The following is a 21,486-nucleotide window of genomic DNA, read 5'->3' as shown; positions in this document are numbered from 1 at the left end:
CCGCCGCTTTTATCGTTATGGAAAACCTGGGCATGACTTCACTGAAACTCACCCCCCGTCGTCTGGCGTTGATCGCCGTCATCATTTTCATCTGCGTCGCCATCGCGCTGGCCCTCTATTGGCAACGCCCGCCGCAGCAGGATTACGTTACCGCAACGGCCCGCCTGGGCGATATCGAGAACGCCGTGCTGGCCACCGGGCGACTGGATGCCGTCGAACGCGTTAACGTCGGTGCGCGGGTCTCCGGTGAAGTGAAATCGCTGAAGGTCAAACTGGGCGATCGCGTCACCAAAGGGCAACCGATCGCCGACATCGACGATCTGCAACAGCGCAACGATCTGCGCAACGCCGAGGCGGCGCTGAACGTCATCAAGGCCGAACTGCAGGCCAAACAGGCGCAGCTGAAACAGGCCGAGTCGCGTTTCAAACGCCAGCGCCGCATGCTGAACGACGAAGCCAGCTCGCGGGAGGACTTCGAAACCGCCGAAGCCACGCTCGCCACCACCCGCGCCGAGCAGCTTTCGCTCAATGCCCGCCTGGTGCAGGCGCAGATTGAAGTCGACAAGAAAAAAATCGATCTGGGCTATACCCGCGTGGTCGCGCCGATGGACGGCATCGTCATCGCCGTGGTTACGCAGCAGGGGCAAACGGTCAACTCCAGCCAAAGCGCGCCGACCATCGTCAAGCTGGCGCGGCTGGATATGATGACCATCAAGGCGCAGATCTCCGAAGCCGACATCACCCGCATTTCACCGGGGCAAAAGGCGTACTTCACTATTTTTTCCGATCCGGATAAACGCTACGACGCCACGCTGCGCACCATCGAACTGGCGCCGGAATCGGTAATGAAAGACGACTCGCTCGCCGGCACCAGCTCCGCCTCCGGTTCCGGCACCTCGAACGCGTCGGTCTATTACAACGCGCTGCTGGACGTGCCCAACCCGGAAAACCGCCTGCGCATCGCCATGACCGCGCAGGTGTCCTTGCTGCTCGGCGAAGCGAAGCACACCCTGCTGGTGCCGATCCAGGCAGTGCATAAAATCGATGGCAAAGAGCAGCAGGTGCAGGTGCTGACCCAAGACCAGCGGCTGGAAACGCGCCAAGTGACCACCGGCATCACCAACAACGTCGACATTCAGATCCTCAGCGGCCTGAAAGCCGGTGAAACCGTGGTGCTGTCGCAGCCCGCCGCCAAGCCGGCTGAGGATGGCATCTTCCTGTGAACGCGATCATCGAGCTAAAAGGCATCAGCCGAACCTACACCAACGGCGGCCAGGCGCTGACGGTGTTGAAAGACATCGATTTGACCATCGCCGCCGGCGAACTGGTGGCGATCATCGGCGCCTCCGGTTCCGGCAAATCGACGCTGATGAACATCATGGGCTGCCTCGACGTGCCGGATCGCGGTGACTACTACATCAGCGGTCAGAACGCCGCCCACCTGTCGCCGGACGAACTGGCCCGCCTGCGCCGCGAGCATATCGGCTTTATCTTCCAGCGTTACCACCTGATGCCCGATCTCAGCGCGCTGGGCAACGTTGAAATTCCGGCCATCTACGCCAACGCCCGGCGCGATCAGCGGCGGCAGCGAGCGGCGCAACTGCTGGCGCGGTTGGGCCTGGAGGGGCGCGAAGACCACAAGCCCGGCCAGCTTTCCGGCGGCCAGCAGCAGCGCGTCAGCATCGCGCGCTCGCTGATCAACGGCGGCGAAATTATCCTGGCGGACGAACCGACCGGCGCGCTGGACACCCAATCCGGCCAGGAAGTGCTGGCGATCCTCAGCGAGCTGAACCAACGCGGCCACACCGTGGTGATCGTCACCCACGATATGAAAGTGGCGCAACATGCGCAGCGCGTCATCGAACTGCAAGACGGCAAAATCATCGCTGACAGCGGCCGCCAATCGGCACCCGCCGTCGCGCTACCGCCGCCGAACCGCAGCCGGCAAAGCGGCTGGCAAAGTCTTATCGACCGCACCCGCGAGTCGCTGCACATGGCGCTGAAGGCGATGAACGCCCACCGCCTGCGCACCGCGTTGACCATGACCGGCATTATCTTCGGCATCGCCGCCGTGGTCACGGTGGTGGCGCTGGGCGAAGGCGCCAAACAGCGCACGCTGGAGAATATCAAGGGGCTCGGCACCAACGTGGTGAGCATCTATCCGGGGCGTGACTTCTTCGACGACGCCATCGACAGCATCCGCACCCTGGTGCCGGCCGATGCCGACGCGCTGGCGCAGCAAAGCTTCGTCGACAGCGTCAGCCCGGAAGTCAGCGCGTCCGACAGCATCCGTTTTCGCAGCAAATCCGCCACCGCGTCAATCACCGGCGTCGGCCGCGACTATTTCCGCGTCAACGGCATCACGCTGGTGCAAGGCGCCACCTTCCGCGACGATCGCAACGCGCTGCAGGAAGTGATCATCGACGACAATGCGCGCCAGGCGCTGTTCGGCGATTTCGGCGTCGAGCCGCTCGGCCAGATCGTGTTTCTCGGCTCGGTGCCGGCACGGGTGGTCGGCGTCGCCAAAAGCGAACACAGCTACGCGCCCAACCGCATCAGCGTTTGGATGCCCTACAGCACGGTGATGTACCGTATGGTCGGCAAAACCACGCTCAGCGGCATCACCGTGCGCTTGAAGGATGACGTCGCCAGCGAAGCCGCCGTCAGCGCCATCACGCAGTTGCTGACTCAGCGCCATGGCGTAAAAGATTTCATGACGTTCAACCGCGATCAGTTCCGTAAATCGATCGAGCGCACCTCGATGACGCTCAGTTTGCTGATCCTGATGGTGGCCTCGATCTCGCTGGTGATCGGCAGCCTGGGCGTGATGAACATCATGCTGGTCTCGGTGACCGAGCGCACCCATGAGATCGGCGTGCGCATGGCGGTCGGCGCAAGGCGCGGCGACATCATGCAACAGTTCATGATCGAGGCGGTGCTGGTCTGTTTGATCGGCGGCGCATTGGGCATCGCGCTGTCGTTCGCCGCCGGGTCGCTGTTCACCTCGCTGGCGGGCGGCATGTTCACCGCCATCTATTCCTGGCAAGCCGCCGCGACGGCGTTTTTCTGTTCAACCTTAATCGGCATGATCTTCGGTTATCTCCCCGCCCGCAAAGCGGCAAGGATGGATCCGGTCGTTTCATTGGCCAGCGAGTAACCCATGAAAATTTTATCTCCCCTGGCGTTAAGCCTCGCCGCCCTGCTCACCGCCGGCTGCGGCAATGCCCTGAAAAGCGACTACCGGGCGCCGCAGGTCAACTATCCGACGAGCTGGCAGCACGCCGCCGACAATGCCGCGCCGACGCCGTTCGACTGGCGCGATTTCCACGATCCCGAGCTCGATCGCTGGCTGCAACAGGTGATGGCCAGCAACAACGATCTGGCCGTCGCCGTGCTGCGCGTCTACCGTGCGCGGCTCGAGGCGGAACGCGTCGGCATCAGCACCGCCCCCGACGTCAACGCCTCGTTGAACAGCGGCATCAATCGCCCGCTGTCGGAGTCCTCCGCCTGGAATAAAACCAGCGGCGCGACGCTCTCTACGAGCTATGAAGTCGACCTTTGGGGCAAACTGGCGCGCCAGCGCGATGCCGCCGAGTGGGCCAGCCAGGCTTCCGCGCAGGATCTGCAGACGGCGCGCCTGACGCTGCTGGCCAACGCCGCCACGAATTACTGGCGCATCGGCTTCCTCAATCAGCAGATCGGCGTCAGCCAGGCGAGCATCGCCTACGCCAAACAGACGCTGCGGCTGGCCAACGCCCGCTACCGGGCCGGCAGCATCTCGGCGCTGGACGTGGTGAACGCGGAACAAAACGTGCTGACGCAGGAAAGCCGGCTGCTGGCGTTGCAACACGATCGTCAACAGGCGCTGAATGAACAGGCGGTGCTGCTGGGCGCGCCTACAGGCCAGGCCACCATCGCGCCCGCACGCCTGCCGACGACGGCGATGCCGCAGATCAACACCGGCATTCCCGCCAGCGTCTTGAGCCGGCGCCCGGATCTCAGCGCCAAAGAGCTGCGGTTGCGCGCCGCCCTGGCCAACGTCGACGAGAAACGTCTGCAGTACTATCCCGCGTTCAGCCTGACCGGTTCGCTGGGCGCCAGCAGCAGCGCGCTGCTGGAGTTCCTGCGCAACCCGACGGGCAGCCTCGGTGCCAGCCTGACGCTGCCGTTCCTGCAATGGCGGCAAATGGGGGTGGATATCAAGATCGCCCGTAACGACTACGAACAGCAGGTGCTGGAATTCAGGCAGGCGCTGTACAAGGCGATGGGCGATGTGAATAACGCCCTGTCGCTGCGCGCACAGCTGCGGGCGCAAGAGACGCAGCTGCAGGCCTCGCTGGCATTGGCGCGCAAATCGGAGCGGCTGAACGAGGTGCGTTACCGGCAGGGCGCCGTCACCATTACCGACTGGCTAAATGCTCAGGAGCAGCGCCGTCAGGCGGAACTGGCGGTGGACGAGAACCGCTTCGCGCAGTACCAGAACCTGGCGAAAATTTATCTGGAATTCGGCGGTTCGTCGGCACCCTAAACCAAACAGCCTGGCCATCCTCCGGCCAGGTGATTTTTTAGCGGTGAACACATCAATTTTTCCTGTTTTATCTCCCGTACTCTCTATACTTCAAACATTCCTAATCAGACGAAAAACCGTCAAATCGCACAATTATTAGACCATTCTCGCACCAAATCGGTGCAAACACTTAAGTTAAACTGCTGGATTTGATCGGCGCAAGATATAACGTTAAGCTATAGATGCAAAATAATTAGTCACCTAAATGACATAACCTTGGTATAAACGACGATATTTTGTGATCCACATCCCAACTTAAATGTGGATAATGAATCGTCTTGAACCGCGATTCGATTAGCCGATTTGATAACTCGAAAACAACAGTGAACGGAGATTACGCTTTCACGAACAACGAATAATTCATTAAGGGATGATTATATGAAGTTAAGAAAAAAACGACATAAACCGATGCACATTAACGACATCACCATCATCGATGACAGCAAACTCAAGAAGGCGATCACCGCGGCGGCCCTGGGCAACGCGATGGAGTGGTTCGACTTCGGCGTATACGGCTTTGTCGCCTATGCGCTTGGCCAGGTCTTCTTCCCAGGCGCCTCTCCCGGCGTGCAAATGATCGCCGCGCTGGCGACCTTCTCCGTGCCCTTCCTGGTGCGTCCGCTCGGCGGCCTGTTCTTCGGCGCCATGGGCGACAAGTTCGGTCGCCAGAAAGTGCTCTCGATCACCATTATCATTATGGCGGTCAGCACCTTCTGTATCGGCCTGATCCCGTCCTATGCGTCGATCGGCATCTGGGCGCCGATCCTGCTGCTGCTGGCCAAACTGGCGCAGGGCTTCTCCGTCGGCGGTGAATATTCCGGTGCGGCAATTTTCGTCGCCGAATACTCGCCGGATCGCAAACGCGGTTTTATGGGTAGCTGGTTAGACTTCGGCTCCATCGCCGGCTTTGTGATGGGTGCAGGCGTGGTGGTGCTGATCTCCAGCATCGTCGGCGAAGCCAACTTCCTCGACTGGGGCTGGCGTATCCCGTTCTTCATCGCCGCACCGCTGGGCCTGATCGGTCTCTATCTGCGCCATGCGCTGGAAGAAACCCCGGCGTTCCAGCAGCACGTGGACAAGATGGAAAAAGATGACCGCAACGCCATCGAAAATCCGCCGAAAACCTCGTTCAAAGAGATCGCGGCCAAACACTGGAAAAGTTTGCTGGTGTGCGTCGGTATCGTCATCTCCACCAACGTGACCTATTACATGCTGCTGACCTACATGCCGAGCTACCTGTCGCATAACCTGCACTACTCGGAAGATCACGGCGTTCTGATCATCATCGCCATCATGATCGGCATGCTGTTCGTACAGCCGGTGATCGGCCTGACCAGCGACCGCATCGGCCGTAAGCCGTTCATTATCGGCGGCAGCATCGGCCTGTTGGCGCTGGCGATCCCGTGCTTCATTCTGATCAACAGCAACGTGATTGGCCTGATCTTCGTCGGTCTGCTGGTGCTGGCGGTGCTGCTCAACTCCTTCACCGGGGTGATGGCCTCGATTCTGCCGGCGATGTTCCCGACGCACATCCGTTACAGCGCGCTGGCGATTTCGTTCAACATTTCGGTGCTGATCGCCGGTGCGACGCCGACCGCCGCCGCTTGGCTGGTCGAAGCGACCGGCAACCTGTACATGCCGGCCTACTACCTGATGGTGGTGGCGGTGATCGGTCTTATCACCGGTCTGTACATGAAAGAAACCGCCAACAAGCCGCTGCGCGGCGCGACGCCGGCCGCTTCGGATCGCTCAGAAGCGAAAGAGCTGCTGCAGGAGACCTACGACAACATCGAACAGAAAGTCGAGGACATCAACGCGCAGATCGCCGAATTGGAAAAGAAAAAGCAGATCCTGATCGACCAGCATCCCAAGCTGGATTGATCGGCGCGAAAACACAAAAGCCACCCGTTTGGGTGGCTTTTTTACTTTGATTTCAAAAGGAATAATGCGCAGCGCATTTTATGGCAAGCGGGATTGGTGGCACGCTTTGCCGCACACCTTTATTAATGAAGAACATAATCATGAGCACGATGGACCTTTCCATCATCATCGGCATCCTGGTTATGCTCGCCCTGTGGCTTGGCGCACTCTTCAACATCGGTGATATCACCTTGAGCATTTCACGTCTGTTCCACTGGATTGAAAGCCAACGCGGCTAACCCCATGCCGACGGCGGAAAACATCGGCTATGATTGAAAGACCTTACCGCCATTTTCCGAGACTGTCGCTCGCGATAAAGAGGACCGCATCATGACCGACTATGCGTTCTACAATCAGATCCTGACCCGGCTGGCCGCCAATCACCCCGGCACGCTGGATGAAAAAACCTATGAACTGTGGAAACAAGACGCCACCAGCCCGCACGCCTTCGCCGATCCCTTCTCTTATCTCAAAACCAAGGGCCTGATACAGGCCTATGTGATGAGTGACATCGACGAGAACAACTATGATATCGACCCGCATCAAACGCGGATCACCGCCGCCGGTCTCGAGTTCATTCGCAACGGCGGGTTCAAATAAGGGCGACACGCGCCAACAAAAAACCGCCAGACGGCGGTTTTTTTACTCTAAAAGCCGGCGAACCGGCTCAGGCGGGGAAAGGCCGGTAAAAAATGCGCAGCACTTCGTTGTCGCCCTGGCGTAAAAAACCGCCTTCCGGCTGCCAGCGCAGATCGCGCGCCAGATTGAGATTTTCCCAGCCGACCGCGCCCCCCACGCCGATGCAAAGATTTTTATTGCCGGCGGCAAAGCCTGCACCGGTGCCGATCATGGCATGCAGCAAGCGGGGCGCCGTCGCGTCACGCAGGGAAAATATGCCGATAAAACATCCCTGCGGCGCGCGCAACATATCCGCCATGGTGCGGATCTCGGTATCGTCCGGGCTGACGAAATGTTTGTATTGCTTATCGAATACCGTCTGCCACAGCTGCTTGTATTTCGCCTTGCTGAGCGCGCCTGAACGGTGGGCGCACAGCACCACCGCATCCCAGCACATCTCCCCGCTCAGCGAAAGATACTCTTCCGTATCGGCTTGCGGCTTGTCGGCGTAATGCCGCGCAAATTCAGCCGCATTCAAATGCGGCGGCACGGCCTGTTTGGCAACGTCACTCTTGTAGCGTTTGAAATTCAACCAATGCATGGGAAGTATCCTCTTCATCCGCTAGATTTATGAAGCTGAAGCCGTGAACGAGACGAGCCATCAAATCCAGGGCGTCGTCGGCGATGGCCGTTTCGTCGTCATTCAACCCCTGTTCCACCGACCGCTCAATCGCGTTCATCACCGCCGGAGCGCTGGTTTCCTCCCCCTGCGCCACCACGTCTAATACGGCTTTGCCGATCGCCAGACAAAGCTCATGATCAAACTCAACCTCTTTATACGGCTGCATAATCACTCCGATAAATTTTTACTCAAGAATACTAGACCACAATGGCGTATCGCGCCTGTCATCGTAGCGTAGCAATCTATGCAGCCGAAGAGAAATGCATCGGGCCCCGGGTTGATAGCCCGAAGCCCGATAACGAGCAGGTTATTGCGGTGCTTGTTCGGTGGGGCGAATGATAAAACAAGTGGCGGTTGCCGAAGCCAGCAGCTTCCCTCCTGCCGTTTTGAGCGTGCCTTCAGCGAAAGCGACGTTCTTCGCCGCATAGACCAGACGCCCCTCGGCGATCAGGTCACTCTCCTTCGGCACAGGGCGCAGCATTTTTACCTGCAGATCGACGGTGCCGTAACCTACGCCTGCGCCCAGCGTACTGTGCACCGCGCAACCGGTCACCGAGTCCAATACCGTGGCGGCAAAGCCGCCATGTACGCCACCCAGCGGATTCAGATGGCGCCCGTCTGCCCGCGCCACGATGCGGATATACCCTTCTTCCACCGCAACCGGCTTCATGGGCACGGTTTCAGCGATCGAGGCCGCTGGGATCTTGCCGGCCATTGCAGCCTGTAACAGCGCCAGCCCGGTCATTTTTGTCGGGTCCATGGTTTTCTCCTCGGATCAGTAAACCTTTCATATAGTAGAGGTCTGACCTGTTGGCTTGCTTTTTCGTGCTGGTGGCTTCTTCCCCCTTGATTCACTGAGTGTGAGCACCATCACTCTTTAGCGTTAATAACCACAATTTTTTAGCGCCTTTAGATTTAAAACAACTTTCTGTTGTAACCGCCGCCGGAAACTGAACGCAGTTAAGTTCAACATTATTAAGGCGCATCTATCATGGATTTCTTTCTGCAATTAGCGGTTATATTGGCATGCCTGCTGTATGGGGCGCGCAAGGGCGGCATTGCGCTGGGGTTACTGGGCGGTATCGGGTTGATGATCCTGGTGTTCGGCTTTCACCTGCAGCCCGGCAAACCACCGGTAGACGTAATGCTGGTGATCATCGCGGTGGTGGCGGCCTCCGCCACCCTGCAGGCCTCTGGCGGGCTGGACGTGATGCTGCAAATCGCCGAACGGATGCTGCGGCGCAACCCACGTTACGTCTCGATCATCGCACCGTTCGTGACCTGCATTCTCACTATTCTGTGCGGCACCGGGCACGTGGTGTACACCATCTTGCCGATCATTTATGACGTGGCGATCAAAAATAACATCCGCCCGGAACGGCCGATGGCGGCCAGTTCGATCGGCGCGCAGATGGGCATTATCGCCAGCCCGGTTTCGGTAGCGGTCGTTTCACTGGTGGCGATGCTCAGCAGCTATACCTTCAATGGCCGCCATCTGGAATTCCTCGATCTGCTGTCGATCACCATTCCTTCCACCCTGTGCGGCATTCTGGCGATCGGCATCTTCAGCTGGTTCCGCGGCAAAGACCTGGACAAAGATCCGGAGTTCCAGAAATTCATCTCGGTGCCGGAGAACCATCGCTACGTCTATGGCGATGCCGCCACCTTGCTGGACCGGGTGCTGCCACGCAGCAACTGGATCGCCATGTGGATTTTCCTCGCTACCATCGCCCTGGTGGCGGTGCTGGGGGCATTTTCCGAGCTGCGGCCCAGCTTCGGCGGCAAGCCGCTCTCCATGGTCCTGGTGATCCAGATGTGCATGTTGATGGCCGGGGCGCTGATCGTCATCATTACCCGCACCAACCCGGCGTCTATCTCTAAAAACGAAGTGTTCCGCTCCGGCATGATCGCCATTGTGGCGGTGTATGGCGTCGCCTGGATGGCGGAAACCATGTTCGGCGCGCACCTGGCGCAGATCGAAGCCACCCTGGGCGTGCTGGTGAAAGAGTACCCCTGGGCCTATGCGCTGATCCTGCTGCTGGTGTCGAAATTCGTCAACTCGCAGGCCGCCGCGCTGGCGGCACTGGTGCCGGTGGCGCTGGCGATCGGCGTCAACCCGGCCTATATCGTCGCTTCGGCGCCGGCCTGCTACGGCTATTACATTCTGCCAACCTATCCCAGCGATCTGGCAGCGATCCAGTTCGACCGCTCCGGCACCACCCGCATCGGCCGCTTCGTGATCAACCACAGCTTTATTCTGCCCGGCCTGATCGGCGTTAGCGTCTCCTGCGTCTTCGGCTGGATCCTCGCTGCGGCGTTCGGTTTCTTATGATTGGTACTGCGGAGCCCTGCGGGGCTCCCTGCAAGCAGGATGACAATCCATGGGCATGGGGTATGACAAAAAAGGGAAGAATACAGGTGTAACGCGAATTTCAGGCACAAAAAAACCGCCTCTCGGCGGTCTACGACATTACTATTTATTGCTTTGATTATTCGGTATTTTCGTTCCCTGGTACCCGGGGCGGGACTTGAACCCGCACAGCCATAAGCCGAGGGATTTTAAATCCCTTGTGTCTACCGATTTCACCACCCGGGCTCGGGAAAGTTGGAGGCGCGTTCCGGAGTCGAACCGGACTGGACGGATTTGCAATCCGCTACATAACCGCTTTGTTAACGCGCCTTTATTCTGTTTGCCTTTTCAGGCCAAAGCCGGTGATTCACCCACTTCGTTTTGTTCTTTTGATCGGCGATGTTGAAATCGCTTATCTTAATCATCTGATTCTTAAGTAATTTATTTCGTTACCGCCGAATCGATGGACTGCATTATGGACTAAACCCCCCACCTTGGCAACCCCCCGAAATAGCAAAAAGTTCTCTAACGCTTTCAACTGCTTATTTTGTGGGCGCACTGTTCACAATGCCAACGGAAAGGCAAGCGAAATGTTGATTTTATATGCATCGGTTCAGGGATTCACGGGCAAATCGGATCTTTTTTCTCGGCAGGAATCGCTTACCCGCGCCCTCTGCGGCTTTTCACTTGCTTATGGTGATGGGATATCAGGCATAACATTATCATGAATCTCCGGTGCCGCTGCCCCGAACGGCCAACGCAACTGCAAGGCTGGAGACTGACGTCAGATTGTACACCGTACGGCGCCCAATCAAATGTGCCTGATTGCACCATGCAACGGATGCATCCTGGGTATGAAAACGACAGCAGATATAGTGGCAATAATCGAGGTAGCAGGATGAAGAAGGGTTTCACCGGACGGCAAAGGAATAGAAAACGAAAAAGGGGCCGAAGCCCCTTTTCGCTTACCTGCCGAATCACGGGGATTCAACAGGATAATGTTTGGAGCGGGAAACGAGGCTCGAACTCGCGACCTCAACCTTGGCAAGGTTGCGCTCTACCAACTGAGCTATTCCCGCATTACCAGAACTGACTGATTTATTTGCTATCTTTCGGCAATTCATCGTTGTCGTCTGATGCGATGCATTCTACTTGCCTGACGTGATGAGTCAATAAAATTGTTGGCTCATCACGATCGTTTGCCGATTTTTGCAGCGTATCGATCACGGTTCCAGCAGATCGTTGCGCGCCGCTTTCAAATATTGGAACATCGACCAGAAAGTCAGCACCGCCGCGATATACAGCAAGCCAATCGCCACATACTCTACGGAGCGATCCGGCCGCCACAGCAAACCCACCAGCGACATCATCTGCGCCATGGTTTTCACTTTGCCGATCCAGGATACCGCCACGCTGCTGCGCTTGCCAATTTCCGCCATCCACTCGCGCAGCGACGAAATGATGATTTCACGGGCGATCATGGTGGCCGCCGGCAGCGTGATCCACCAGCTGTGGTAGTGCTCCGCCACCAGCACCAGTGCCACCGCCACCATCACTTTGTCCGCGACCGGATCCAAAAACGCCCCGAAGCGCGTCGTTTGTTTCCAGCGGCGTGCCAGAAAGCCGTCAAACCAGTCGGTGACGGCGGCGAACACAAAGATAACGGCGCAAACCATCGGAGCCCAGTTGAACGGCAGATAAAACGCCAGCACAAAGAATGGGATCAGAACTACGCGAAACAGGGTAAGCCAAGTCGGTATATTCAATTGCATAATGCTACGGTAACTATCTGGCTAGAGTGGAAATTAAGAGTATGTTGCTACATTGCCCTCAGTGTTTCAATGCATTGTAGATCTTTTCTGCCAATGCTTGTGAAATACCCGGCACTTTTGCAATTTCCTCCACGCTGGCGTTCAACAAAGGTTGCAGTCCGCCCATATACTTCAACAGCACCTGGCGCCGTTTCGGCCCAACGCCTTCAATCAGCTCCAATGCGCTGGTATTTCTGACTTTCGCCCTTCTCTGCCGGTGGCCGGTAATCGCATGATTGTGCGAATCGTCGCGGATGTGTTGGATCACATGCAGCGCCGGCGAATCCGGCGGCAGCGAAATCCCCTCGCCTTCCGGCACGAAGAACAACGTTTCCAATCCGGCCTTGCGATCAGCGCCTTTGGCGATGCCAATCAGCAGCGGCTTATTCTTGTCCCAGGTGACGTTCAGCGATTTGAAGACGTCGATCGCCATGCCGAGCTGCCCTTTACCGCCGTCGATAAAGATGACATCCGGGATCTTTTTCTCTTCCAGCGCCTTGCCGTAACGGCGCTTCAGCACCTGCGTCATCGCCGCGTAGTCATCGCCGGGAGTGATGCCGCTGATATTGTAGCGCCGATACTCCGCTCGCACCGGGCCGTTACCGTCGAACACCACGCACGAAGCCACGGTCTGTTCGCCCATAGTGTGGCTGATATCGAAGCACTCCATGCGGTTGATTTCAGTCAGGTTCAGCACCTTGGCCAATTCCGCCAGCCGCTGATGAATAGTCGACTGTTGCGAAAGCTTGGTGGTCAACGCCGTTGCCGCGTTGGTACGCGCCAGCTTCAGATAACGGGCGCGGTCGCCGCGCGGTTTGCTTTGAATTTGGATCTTGCGCCCCGCCAACTCGGAGAGCGACTCCGCAAGCAGGTCTTTTTCCGGCAGGCTGAAATCCAGCAGGATCTCACCGGGCAGCGTGCGCGCCTGGCTGCCCTGCAGATAGAACTGACCGACAAAGGTCTGCACCACTTCGCTCATATCCGTGCCGCCCGGCACTTTAGGGAAATAGCTGCGGCTGCCCAGCACCTTGCCCTGACGGATGAACAGCACGTGCAGGCACGCCATACCGGCATCGAACGCCACGCCGATCACGTCCAGATCGTCGCTGTCGCCCGACACGAACTGCCGCTCGGTGACGCGGCGCACGGCCTGAATTTGATCGCGAATGCGCGCCGCCTCTTCGAAATTAAGCAGTTTGCTGGCTTCTTCCATACGCGCAATCAGCTGGTGCAATACCTGCTGATCTTTGCCCGAAAGAAACAGCCGTACATAGTCCACCTGCTGCCGGTATTCTTCTTCGCTCACCAGGCCGGCAACACAAGGCCCCAGACAGCGGCCGATCTGATACTGCAGGCACGGGCGCGACCGGTTGCGATATACGCTGTTTTCGCACTGGCGGATCGGGAACAGCTTCTGCAGCAGCGCCAGCGTTTCGCGTACGGCGTAAGAGTTGGGAAAAGGCCCGAAATATTCGCCCTTGGCGTGTTTGGCGCCGCGATGCACCGCCAAACGGGGATGGGTATCCGCACTGAGAAAAATCAGCGGGTAAGATTTATCGTCTCGCAAAAGAACATTATATCGCGGTTGGTACAATTTAATGTAGTTATGTTCCAACAGCAGCGCTTCCGTTTCGGTGTGGGTAACCGTTACGTCTATTTGCGCGATATTTTTAACCAGCGTCTCGGTTTTACGGCTGCTGACCTGCTGCCGAAAATAGCTGGCGAGACGCTTTTTCAGGTCTTTGGCTTTACCGACGTAGATCACCGTACCCGTGGCGTCGTACATACGATAGACGCCGGGCTGGCTGGTGACGGTACTCAAGAAGGCTTTGGCATCAAAACGGTCATTCACTGCTTAACAACGTCTCCGCATTGAACAATCCATGTCGGATGGCCAGGTGAGTCAATTCGACGTCGCCGCTGATATTCAGTTTGCTGAACATGCGGTAACGGTAGCTGTTCACCGTTTTCGGGCTGAGACTCAGTTGCTCCGAGATCTCATTCACCTTTTTGCCTTTGGTGATCATCAACATGATCTGTAACTCGCGTTCAGACAGGCAGCTGAACGGCGTTTCAGCCTGCGGCTCCAGCTGACTCAGGGCCATCTGCTGGGCGATATCAGACGCGATATAGCGCTGCCCCGCATGCACGGAACGCAAGGCGTTAATCACTTCCTGCGGCGCGGCGCCCTTGCTCAGGTAACCGGCGGCACCCGCCTGCATCACCTTCGCGGGCAAAGGATTTTCAGTATGGATGGTCAACATGATGACTTTGACGTCGGGTGCATAACGCACAATCTTGCGCGTGGCTTCCAGCCCGCCAATGCCCGGCATATTCATGTCCATCAGCACGATATCGACAGCGTTGCCACGGCACCATTTTACGGCGTCTTCACCGCACTGAGCCTCACCGACAACTTTTATACCTTTGATATCTTCAAGAATGCGTCGTATCCCTGCGCGCACCAGTTCGTGGTCATCAACAAGAAGAACGCTAATCAAGGAAAAATCTCCAAAAAAAGGGAGTAACGCAATCGGCCTCTGTTTTCGCCAGAGATATTACTTGTTTTTCAGACAAGAATGAACACAGATTAATACATACTTTCGAATAACTTTGCGGAGCAGAGCTGATTTTTCAATTTTAGCCGTCTATGCCGCCGATAAATCGTCACGTTGGAAAAGATCGGACGACGAAAATAATTGCGCGGCGCTGCACCAAACACAGGATAGCGCGACAATCATGTTGCGCGTGAGAAATCTGTGTAAGCAATCGCGACATGCATAATATTAACACGGCCATTGGCTGTTTGTAATCATTTGATATTTAAAGGCGTAACGAAATCCGCCGCCAACGTGGGTTTGGCAACCCGCGTTCGAAACTATTATTCTCGGCAAACGCCGGTAAAATCGGTGTTCCCCGCCCAAATAATTATAATCCCCCCCATTGTTCAACAATAACGTGCCGGACAAATACTTGTTAACCACCTCGAAATAACTGGCCGACAGCGGATGATTCAGCATGGCAATGAGCGAACGTTGCCCGCCCGCATGACCGGAGCAAGCCCGGTGCAGATGACGGACGCATGCTATGCTATACTCCGCGCCCAGTTAAATTCGCCGCTGCGCGCGGGGCAACGTTTAGCCCGCGCGCGGTGCGCCAAAGCAGCTTGTATCAGGCTACGGCCTCAAAAAATCAGGAGAGAAAATGAGCAACGTTGATTTCACTACGTCTGCAAACCCGGAAATCTTGGCGACCGAGGTTGCCTGCCTCAAAGCTACGCTGACGCTGATCTTGAAGTCGATCGGCCAGGCCGACGCCGGGAAAGTCATCATCAACATGGAACGTTTCATCGCCCAGATTGAAGATCCTACCCAGGCGGAAATCTTCAAGAACAGCATTCAGCAAATCAAGCACGCTTACCGTCAGTAAGCGTTGCGTCCCAGACCCGCACTTCTTGTGGGTCTGCTTTTCACCGCGCTACGCCACACCCCATTGATCTTGCACGTGCTTTCGGGCAGTGTGTTGACTTTCCCCCACACCCGAGACCGTTATGGCCATCCTTGTCAAAGCGCTGATCGGCGCGCTGGTCGTGGTTCTGATCGGCCTGTTGGCCAAAACGCGCAACTATTATATCGCCGGTTTAGTCCCGCTCTTTCCCACTTTCGCCCTGATTGCGCATTACATTGTCGGCAACGAGCGTTCCATTGCGGCGCTGAAAACCACGCTGATTTTTGGCATGTGGGCGGTGCTGCCCTACCTGGTGTATTTGATCTCGCTGTATTTCCTGATCAACAGTTTGCGGCTGTCGTTGGCTCTGGGGGCGGCGGTATTGTGCTGGATTGCGGCAGCGTGGCTACTCATTACGCTGTGGGGATGGTGGCAAGGGCGTTAACGCCCTTGCCAGGGCAGATTACGGTCGCCCCGCCTGCAAAACAAAGCCACGCTGCCGATCGCCGGCGATACGCAGATAGCGGCTTTCACCGGCGCGTAGCGTCATCGGTATACTGCCGCCGGTCTCACGCCAAATACACAGGTGATTCTCGATCATATCTTGCCCGATACTGACCGAAACATTGCCTGGCGGCACGCGAAACTCTGCTTTTTCTTTCGCCTCCAGCGAAGCGGCAAACTCCCCATTCACATAGACGCCGGTGCGGCAGCTGCCCGCCAGCATTCCGCTGTCGCGCACCACCACCACCGTGGCGTAAGGCGTATCCGGGATATTCTGATAGAGCATCAGACGGCTTGGGGGGGGCAACTCAGCCTGTTGCGGCGGCACGGCTTGGGTCGCACATCCCGTCAACAGTGCAGAGGCAAATAACAACGCGGCGTAATGCTTCATCCTTGGCTCCTGAAGAAAATAATGCTTATCGTAACAAGAGAATAGCTGTCTCCAGTAGCATTCATACCGCAGAGACGAAAAAATCGGATAACTTCCCACTCCTCCCACGAACCTGCAGGGATAAGAAGATTCTGCATTAAAGCCATTGAAATGAAGGCGATTCTTGCAGATTTAAAACTTGATCATGCCACGTTGAATATCTGCAGCAAAAGCGCCACTGACGTAACTGAAACCATCCTGCGTGACGTAAACCCGGGTATGGCCGGTCTCTGATAACACCGCCACCATATATCCCAGGGCGATCATTTCATGAGACGGAACGTTCATCGGAGTTAGAAATCCGCGGCTACGGCACCACTGATAAAAGCGAGTTCGCCCATATCCCAACACGGAGCCAACATCGGAGAGGTGCTTAAAAGTATCATAATCCTCTGATGGTGCAGGTAAACCGTCATGACTTTCAGGCGTTTTCTTTATCCCTGACAAAATAAACTCCTTTTTTGTAGCTGTCGCGAACGGTTATCCTTCCTCTGAACTGAATTTAAAAAATCCAAAATTAAAATGCAAATGAATTCCCTGTAACTAAAAATTCTCTTCTGGATAAAATCCGAAAATAAAACCCCATTAAAAAAACAGAAATAAAAAAATAGGGTATTAATACCGAGAATTAAATCCTTGGCATGGGTAAATATCCTAAATAAAGATAATATTCAAACCAGCTAAGAACATGCTTAGCCTGCATATTATTTCTCTACTCATAACGATGCAATGATGCTCGGATCCTTGCGGCAAAAAGAGAATGAATAAAACCAGCGCCACATCGGCCTGCCCTCGCCATGAGGTCGCCGCTTCCTACAGACTTCACTCAATGCGCCACATCCTCTCTCAACGCGGCACTTCCTCAATCATACCTAAACAATAACCATTATCATTTCCAATTATTGCGCCAGTTTATTACACTGCCCTACCTCACCGGTTAGGAACATTCCTAGTCAGCGAGCCTCAGGATAGAGAAAGAGTTAGGGACACCATGAAGAATTGCCGTTGTTTGATTGCCTTACCGTTATTGATGTTGACCGCCTGCACCCAATGGGAAAGGCCCGGCGCGGTTGAGAGTACCCGAAATGCCGAATATGCCGAATGCCGCAGTCGCGGCTACGAACGTTTTCCGCCGGACGTGGTGCGGGACGTGGAGTTCAGCTACGAAAACAAATACATTCCTTGCGAGAAAAATAAGAAAGACTGTCCATCGGGATACCGCTATGACAAGGAACCGTCGATTAAAACAGTGCAAACCGATCGCAATCAGTCCGCACGAGACGCCACCATCGAAGCCTGCATGTACGGCAAAGGCTGGCGAGAGAAAACCTACTATTGGCCGCAATGGTGATATAGCGGCGTTTGCCGGGTGCGGAATGCCCGCTAACCCATTCAGCCGTCGTCGTCATCGCCAAGCAGCCCCAGCGCAACCAACGTTTCCGCTCTGACCGGCGTTAAAGGCACACGCGGCGGCGGCAAAGGCCAGCCAAAAAGCTGCCTCGCCGCCGTCGCACAGACTTTACCCTGACATGCCCCCATGCCACAGCGGCTGCCCAGCTTGGCCGTGTGCCAATCCGGCTGATGACGCACCTGTTCCAGCATGACGTCTTCACAGCGGCACAGCAGCGTTTGTGGTTTGGCCAGCGAATCCAAGCGCTCATCGAGAGCGAAGGCACTGGCCGCCGCCGTGGCGAAACGCTGCCATCGCCGCCGCTGCGCCGCCAGGCGATCCGCCTTTTCCCGTTGCCCGGTGGCAGCATAACCGGCAATGGCGCCCTCGGTGAGCGCCAATTCACTGCCGCCGATGCCGGTACATTCCCCAGCAGCAAAAATTTGCACCTGGCTGGTTTGCTGCCAATGATCCACCGCTACGGCGTCGTGTTCTATCCGACACCCCAGCAGCATCGCCAACTCAATGTTCGCCACCAGACCAAAACCGCAGGCCAACCTGTCGCAGGCGATCGTTCTTTCCCGCCCGCCGTTATTGACGCGCACCGCGGTTAAACGTTCTTGCCCCAACGCCGCCTGCACCCGGCTACCGGCACGGTAACGATGCGGCATCAGAGAAAACGCCTGACGCAGCTTGCCTGACCAACGCCACAGGCCGCCGGCGAACGCCGCCAACCGCCAAAGCGGCGCCTGCTCAGCCACCAGCACCACCTCGCCTCCGGCCTGTTTCACGCTGTTCGCCACCGCCAACAGCAGCGGCCCGCTGCCGGCTATCGCCACTCGTTCGCCGCGGATAGCCAGCCCCTGCTTGATTTGCGCCTGTAGACCACCAGCGCCGGTCACCCCCGGCAGCGTCCAGCCGGGGAACGGCAGCAGAAGTTCACGCGCGCCATTGCATAGAATCAGCTTTTGATAGCGAATCACGCCGCAGCCTTCGGCGTCTTCATATGCCAATCGGTTAGCGCCACACTGCGCCACCAGCTTGCAACCGTGCTGCAGCGCAATATTTTCCTTCGTCGCCACCGCCTGCCGATAGCGGTTCGCCGTTTCAGGCAAAACCACCTGTGGCCCATCGCGCCAAATTTGCCCGCCGGGATGCGGATTATCATCAATCATTCGCACTTGGCCACCGCTTTCCGCCGCGGCCAGCGCCGCCGCCATGCCGGCCGGCCCGGCACCGACGATCAGCACCTCACAGTCTAAGTTACTCATCATCGCTCCTCTCAATGCGCATGCCGGCTTGGCACAGCGTTTGGCACGCCAGGCGACGCAGACCGTTAATGGTCACACGGCATTCCTGACAAACGCCCATGCCGCAAAAGGGAGCGCGCGGTTGATGTGAAACAGACAACCGACAACGATCGTCGCCGCACAGGCTGAGCGCCGCAGCAACGCTGAGACCAACCGGCACCCGCCGGTGCTCGCCATCGATGCTCAACGTGATCGTGTTTTGTCTTTCATTCATACAGGCAGCTCCTCGGCGGCAAACGCCCGCGCCGCCAAATACGGGGAATCGTCAATCTCCGGCGTTTGCCGGCCGATCTGCGCAGCGATCAGCGCAGCGCTGCCGAGGGCGGTCGTGACGCCCAATCCCTCGTGCCCCAGTGCCAGCCACAGCCAGGAATACCGTGGATGCGCGCCCAACAGCGGCAGCCCGTCGGCGGAGGCGGCGCGCAGCCCGGTCCAGCAGCGAATGATGTTCATCTGCGCCAGTGCGGGCAAGAAATGCTGCGCACGCGCAAGCATCGCCGCCAACAGCGGCATGTCCAACGCCGAATCGACGGCGCCGAACTGGCGAGAAGAACCGATCAGCCATTGCCCGGTGGGCCGTGCCTGCACATTGAATGCCACCGACGTGCCGTCGCTGGCATGCGCGCTGGCTCCATACCCCAACTCCACCAGTTGATGCCGCACCCGCGGTGGGTAGCGATCGGTGATCGCCAGATGGCCCTTTTTGGCGTACAGCAAAGTCTGCGGCAATAGGCCATTGGCCCCAAGGCCGCAGGCCAGGAGCACCACCGGCGCGGCCAGGCGCCTGCCGTCCGCCAGCCGCACGGCTCCCTCTTCCAACGCTGCCGCTTCGCCGTGCACCACGTCGATTGCCGCACCACCGTCGGCCAACAGCCAGCGAGCCGCGAGCGGCGCATACAGAATGCCGTCGCCCGGCACCCGCAGCCCACCGGCCAGGCCGTGCCGCAGCATCGGCTCCATGGCGGCGATCTGTTCCGCCGTCAGCAGTTCCGCGGCCACACCCTGCTCCGCCAGCCGCACCCGCTTTTGCTCGGCGATGGCCATTTCATCCGCTTTATCCGCCAGCCATAGCGTTCCGCAGCCGCGCCAGGCACACGCTTGCGGCATGCGCCCCGTCACTTCACGCCATAACCGCAGCGAATAAGCGCTCAACGCCAGCTCGGCCGGATTATCGTCCATGCACACCAGATGCCCCATGCCGGCGGCGGTGGTGCCGGCGCGGCGATCGTCCACCACCGAGACGCGATAGCCTTCCCGCGCCAACCGCCAGGCGCAGGCGGCGCCGATGATGCCGGCGCCGACCACGATGACATCGGCTCCCCGCTCGGCGCCCATCAGCGTATTCCCCAGACGAAGGGATCGCGTTCGTCGAGCAGCAGCTGGCTATCGGCGCACACGTAGGCCTGCCCGCGAATAAAGGGGGCAATGCGATCGCCGTTCCAACGATAATAGGCCTGGAATTCGCTGCCGATCACGCTGGCCTGCCGCCACTGCGTGTCCGGCGGCAGTTTGCCGTCCGCCGCCAGACACGCCAGTTTGGCGCTGGTGCCGGTGCCGCACGGGGAACGATCATAGGCTTTACCGGGGCACAGCACGAAGCTGCGGCTGTCGGCCTGCGGATCGTCACCGAACAGTTCGATATGGTCTATCGCTCCGCCGTCTTCACCGTGAATGCCCGCCTGTTCCAACGTCTGCCGCACCGCCCAGGTGAACGCGGTCAACGCCTCCAGATTTTGTTTATCGATGGGCAACGGCGACTCGCCGATCAGGAAGAACCAGTTGCCGCCCCAGGCGATGTCACCGGTCACCGGCCCGTAACCCGCCACCTCAAGCCGCACCTGGCGGCGGTAACGATAAGCCGCCACGTTCTCTACCGTGACGCTGCCGTCCTCGTGCAGCGTGGCGTTTACCGGGCCGACCGGGGTCTCTATCAGGTGACGCCCGGCGTGGATGCGCCCCAGGTGCGCCAGCGAAGCGATCAGCCCGATAGTGCCGTGCCCGCACATGCCCAGATAGCCGCTGTTGTTAAAGAAGATCACCCCGGCGGTGGCCTGTGGCGAGCAGGGTCGGCACAGCAACGCCCCCACCAGCACGTCATTGCCGCGCGGTTCGAGCATCACCGCGCAGCGCCAATCATCATAATGTTGCGCGAAGCGCGCCCGCCGTTCCGCCATGCTGCCCGCGCCGAGATCGGGAAAACCTTCCACGATCAGGCGGGTCGGCTCTCCGCCGGTATGAGAATCGATCGCCCGCAAAGCGGTGATATGCGCAGAAAGTGCCATCGGCGTCTCCTGAGTTAATGAGATGTTACCAATAGCGTTAGCCTGAACGAATGTGGGCTTAACGGCTTGATGCGTTTCGGCGCGGCGAATGAAGAAATCAGCATAGTGACAAAAGTCAGGCCTGACGCGTTGCGGGCATGATATTAACGAATGCCATAACAATAACTTATTTATC

Annotated in this window: 22 protein-coding genes and 3 tRNA genes; 10 read left to right on the top strand and 15 right to left on the bottom strand. The window is 57.8% G+C overall.

Annotated features, from left to right (window positions below; genetic code table 11):
* The first annotated feature begins 41 nt into the window (after window positions 1-41).
* The 6 genes from ABTW55_RS20975 (at window position 42) to ABTW55_RS20950 (ending at window position 7,087) form a co-directional block, all read left to right on the top strand.
* Window positions 42-1,223, top strand: a complete 1,182-nt coding sequence (locus tag ABTW55_RS20975; protein WP_060422280.1) for an efflux RND transporter periplasmic adaptor subunit — start codon at window positions 42-44, stop codon at window positions 1,221-1,223.
* On the top strand, window positions 1,220-3,157 hold the full coding sequence (locus ABTW55_RS20970) for a MacB family efflux pump subunit (RefSeq protein WP_033646466.1): 1,938 nt from the start codon (window positions 1,220-1,222) through the stop codon (window positions 3,155-3,157). Before ABTW55_RS20975 ends, ABTW55_RS20970 begins: the two co-directional genes overlap by 4 nt.
* A gap of 3 nt (window positions 3,158-3,160) precedes the next feature.
* Window positions 3,161-4,528, top strand: a complete 1,368-nt coding sequence (locus ABTW55_RS20965) for a TolC family protein (RefSeq protein ID WP_060420550.1) — start codon at window positions 3,161-3,163, stop codon at window positions 4,526-4,528.
* A 417-nt stretch (window positions 4,529-4,945) separates the two neighbouring features.
* Window positions 4,946-6,448, top strand: a complete 1,503-nt coding sequence (proP, locus tag ABTW55_RS20960) for a glycine betaine/L-proline transporter ProP (RefSeq protein WP_033638006.1) — start codon at window positions 4,946-4,948, stop codon at window positions 6,446-6,448.
* Window positions 6,449-6,588: 140 nt separating this feature from the next.
* Entirely contained in the window at window positions 6,589-6,726 is a 138-nt protein-coding gene (locus tag ABTW55_RS20955; RefSeq protein WP_162062229.1) for a hypothetical protein, read from the top strand.
* A gap of 91 nt (window positions 6,727-6,817) precedes the next feature.
* Window positions 6,818-7,087, top strand: coding sequence for a hypothetical protein (locus tag ABTW55_RS20950; RefSeq protein ID WP_033654147.1), 270 nt, complete (start codon window positions 6,818-6,820; stop codon window positions 7,085-7,087).
* Window positions 7,088-7,154: 67 nt separating this feature from the next.
* Here ABTW55_RS20950 and ABTW55_RS20945 read toward each other — a convergent pair whose 3' ends face one another.
* The 3 genes from ABTW55_RS20945 to ABTW55_RS20935 form a co-directional block, all read right to left on the bottom strand.
* A complete protein-coding gene (locus ABTW55_RS20945; RefSeq protein ID WP_033638004.1) occupies window positions 7,155-7,706 on the bottom strand; it encodes a hypothetical protein in 552 nt (183 codons plus the stop codon).
* Window positions 7,672-7,953 (bottom strand): hypothetical protein, encoded by a 282-nt coding sequence (locus tag ABTW55_RS20940; RefSeq protein ID WP_033638003.1) that lies wholly within the window; start codon window positions 7,951-7,953, stop codon window positions 7,672-7,674. The genes ABTW55_RS20945 and ABTW55_RS20940 overlap by 35 nt, the downstream gene beginning before the upstream one ends.
* A 141-nt stretch (window positions 7,954-8,094) precedes the next feature.
* Window positions 8,095-8,547, bottom strand: coding sequence for a PaaI family thioesterase (locus tag ABTW55_RS20935; protein ID WP_033638002.1), 453 nt, complete (start codon window positions 8,545-8,547; stop codon window positions 8,095-8,097).
* A gap of 231 nt (window positions 8,548-8,778) precedes the next feature.
* Here ABTW55_RS20935 and ABTW55_RS20930 point away from each other — a divergent pair, with 231 nt between their 5' ends.
* Entirely contained in the window at window positions 8,779-10,119 is a 1,341-nt protein-coding gene (locus ABTW55_RS20930) for an anaerobic C4-dicarboxylate transporter (protein WP_033646470.1), read from the top strand.
* 178 nt (window positions 10,120-10,297) lie between these two features.
* On the opposite strand, the gene ABTW55_RS20925 is transcribed toward ABTW55_RS20930, so the two are convergent.
* From ABTW55_RS20925 to uvrY, 6 genes are all read right to left on the bottom strand, one after another.
* Window positions 10,298-10,383: transfer RNA gene (locus tag ABTW55_RS20925), tRNA-Leu, on the bottom strand.
* 10 nt (window positions 10,384-10,393) lie between these two features.
* Window positions 10,394-10,467, bottom strand: a tRNA-Cys gene (locus tag ABTW55_RS20920).
* Between the two features lie 673 nt (window positions 10,468-11,140).
* Window positions 11,141-11,216: transfer RNA gene (locus ABTW55_RS20915), tRNA-Gly, on the bottom strand.
* Between the two features lie 144 nt (window positions 11,217-11,360).
* Entirely contained in the window at window positions 11,361-11,909 is a 549-nt protein-coding gene (gene pgsA / locus ABTW55_RS20910; RefSeq protein ID WP_033637960.1) for a CDP-diacylglycerol--glycerol-3-phosphate 3-phosphatidyltransferase, read from the bottom strand.
* A 58-nt stretch (window positions 11,910-11,967) separates the two neighbouring features.
* A complete protein-coding gene (uvrC, locus tag ABTW55_RS20905) occupies window positions 11,968-13,800 on the bottom strand; it encodes an excinuclease ABC subunit UvrC (RefSeq protein WP_048233314.1) in 1,833 nt (610 codons plus the stop codon).
* The gene (gene uvrY, locus ABTW55_RS20900) at window positions 13,793-14,449 is read right to left on the bottom strand and encodes a UvrY/SirA/GacA family response regulator transcription factor (RefSeq protein WP_004927947.1); all 657 of its coding nucleotides are present in this window, start codon (window positions 14,447-14,449) and stop codon (window positions 13,793-13,795) included. The genes uvrC and uvrY overlap by 8 nt, the downstream gene beginning before the upstream one ends.
* Before the next feature lie 703 nt (window positions 14,450-15,152).
* Here uvrY and ABTW55_RS20895 point away from each other — a divergent pair.
* Together ABTW55_RS20895 and ABTW55_RS20890 are read left to right on the top strand one after the other, a co-directional pair.
* A complete protein-coding gene (locus ABTW55_RS20895) occupies window positions 15,153-15,377 on the top strand; it encodes a DUF2594 family protein (RefSeq protein ID WP_004927950.1) in 225 nt (74 codons plus the stop codon).
* Between the two features lie 121 nt (window positions 15,378-15,498).
* Window positions 15,499-15,840 carry a GlpM family protein gene (locus ABTW55_RS20890; protein ID WP_033637958.1) on the top strand — a complete coding sequence of 114 codons (342 nt, stop codon included), beginning with the start codon at window positions 15,499-15,501 and terminating at the stop codon, window positions 15,838-15,840.
* Window positions 15,841-15,858: 18 nt separating this feature from the next.
* On the opposite strand, the gene ABTW55_RS20885 is transcribed toward ABTW55_RS20890, so the two are convergent.
* A complete protein-coding gene (locus ABTW55_RS20885) occupies window positions 15,859-16,290 on the bottom strand; it encodes a hypothetical protein (RefSeq protein WP_047568120.1) in 432 nt (143 codons plus the stop codon).
* Window positions 16,291-16,461: 171 nt separating this feature from the next.
* Window positions 16,462-16,776: a hypothetical protein gene (locus ABTW55_RS20880; RefSeq protein WP_033637956.1), complete on the bottom strand. Its 315-nt coding sequence runs from the start codon at window positions 16,774-16,776 to the stop codon at window positions 16,462-16,464.
* A 544-nt stretch (window positions 16,777-17,320) separates the two neighbouring features.
* Between ABTW55_RS20880 and ABTW55_RS20875 the strand changes: the two genes are divergently transcribed.
* Complete coding sequence (locus tag ABTW55_RS20875; RefSeq protein ID WP_033637955.1) at window positions 17,321-17,680, top strand: hypothetical protein; 360 nt, start codon at window positions 17,321-17,323, stop codon at window positions 17,678-17,680.
* Between the two features lie 41 nt (window positions 17,681-17,721).
* Here ABTW55_RS20875 and ABTW55_RS20870 read toward each other — a convergent pair whose 3' ends face one another.
* The 4 genes from ABTW55_RS20870 to ABTW55_RS20855 are packed head-to-tail and all read right to left on the bottom strand — an operon-like array spanning window position 17,722 to window position 21,311.
* Window positions 17,722-18,990: an FAD/NAD(P)-binding oxidoreductase gene (locus tag ABTW55_RS20870; RefSeq protein WP_060422277.1), complete on the bottom strand. Its 1,269-nt coding sequence runs from the start codon at window positions 18,988-18,990 to the stop codon at window positions 17,722-17,724.
* Window positions 18,983-19,243 carry a (2Fe-2S)-binding protein gene (locus tag ABTW55_RS20865; RefSeq protein WP_033637952.1) on the bottom strand — a complete coding sequence of 87 codons (261 nt, stop codon included), beginning with the start codon at window positions 19,241-19,243 and terminating at the stop codon, window positions 18,983-18,985. The genes ABTW55_RS20870 and ABTW55_RS20865 overlap by 8 nt, the downstream gene beginning before the upstream one ends.
* A complete protein-coding gene (locus tag ABTW55_RS20860; RefSeq protein ID WP_060420547.1) occupies window positions 19,240-20,364 on the bottom strand; it encodes an FAD-binding oxidoreductase in 1,125 nt (374 codons plus the stop codon). The genes ABTW55_RS20865 and ABTW55_RS20860 overlap by 4 nt, the downstream gene beginning before the upstream one ends.
* Window positions 20,364-21,311: a 4-hydroxyproline epimerase gene (locus ABTW55_RS20855; RefSeq protein WP_060420544.1), complete on the bottom strand. Its 948-nt coding sequence runs from the start codon at window positions 21,309-21,311 to the stop codon at window positions 20,364-20,366. The genes ABTW55_RS20860 and ABTW55_RS20855 overlap by 1 nt, the downstream gene beginning before the upstream one ends.
* Window positions 21,312-21,486: the final 175 nt, after the last annotated feature.

This window comes from Serratia sp. SM04 (assembly GCF_040280225.1).
Taxonomy (GTDB): Bacteria; Pseudomonadota; Gammaproteobacteria; order Enterobacterales; family Enterobacteriaceae; genus Serratia; species Serratia sarumanii.
The sequence above is the reverse complement of the archived record's forward strand: the minus strand, read 5'-3'. Positions and strand labels throughout refer to the sequence as shown.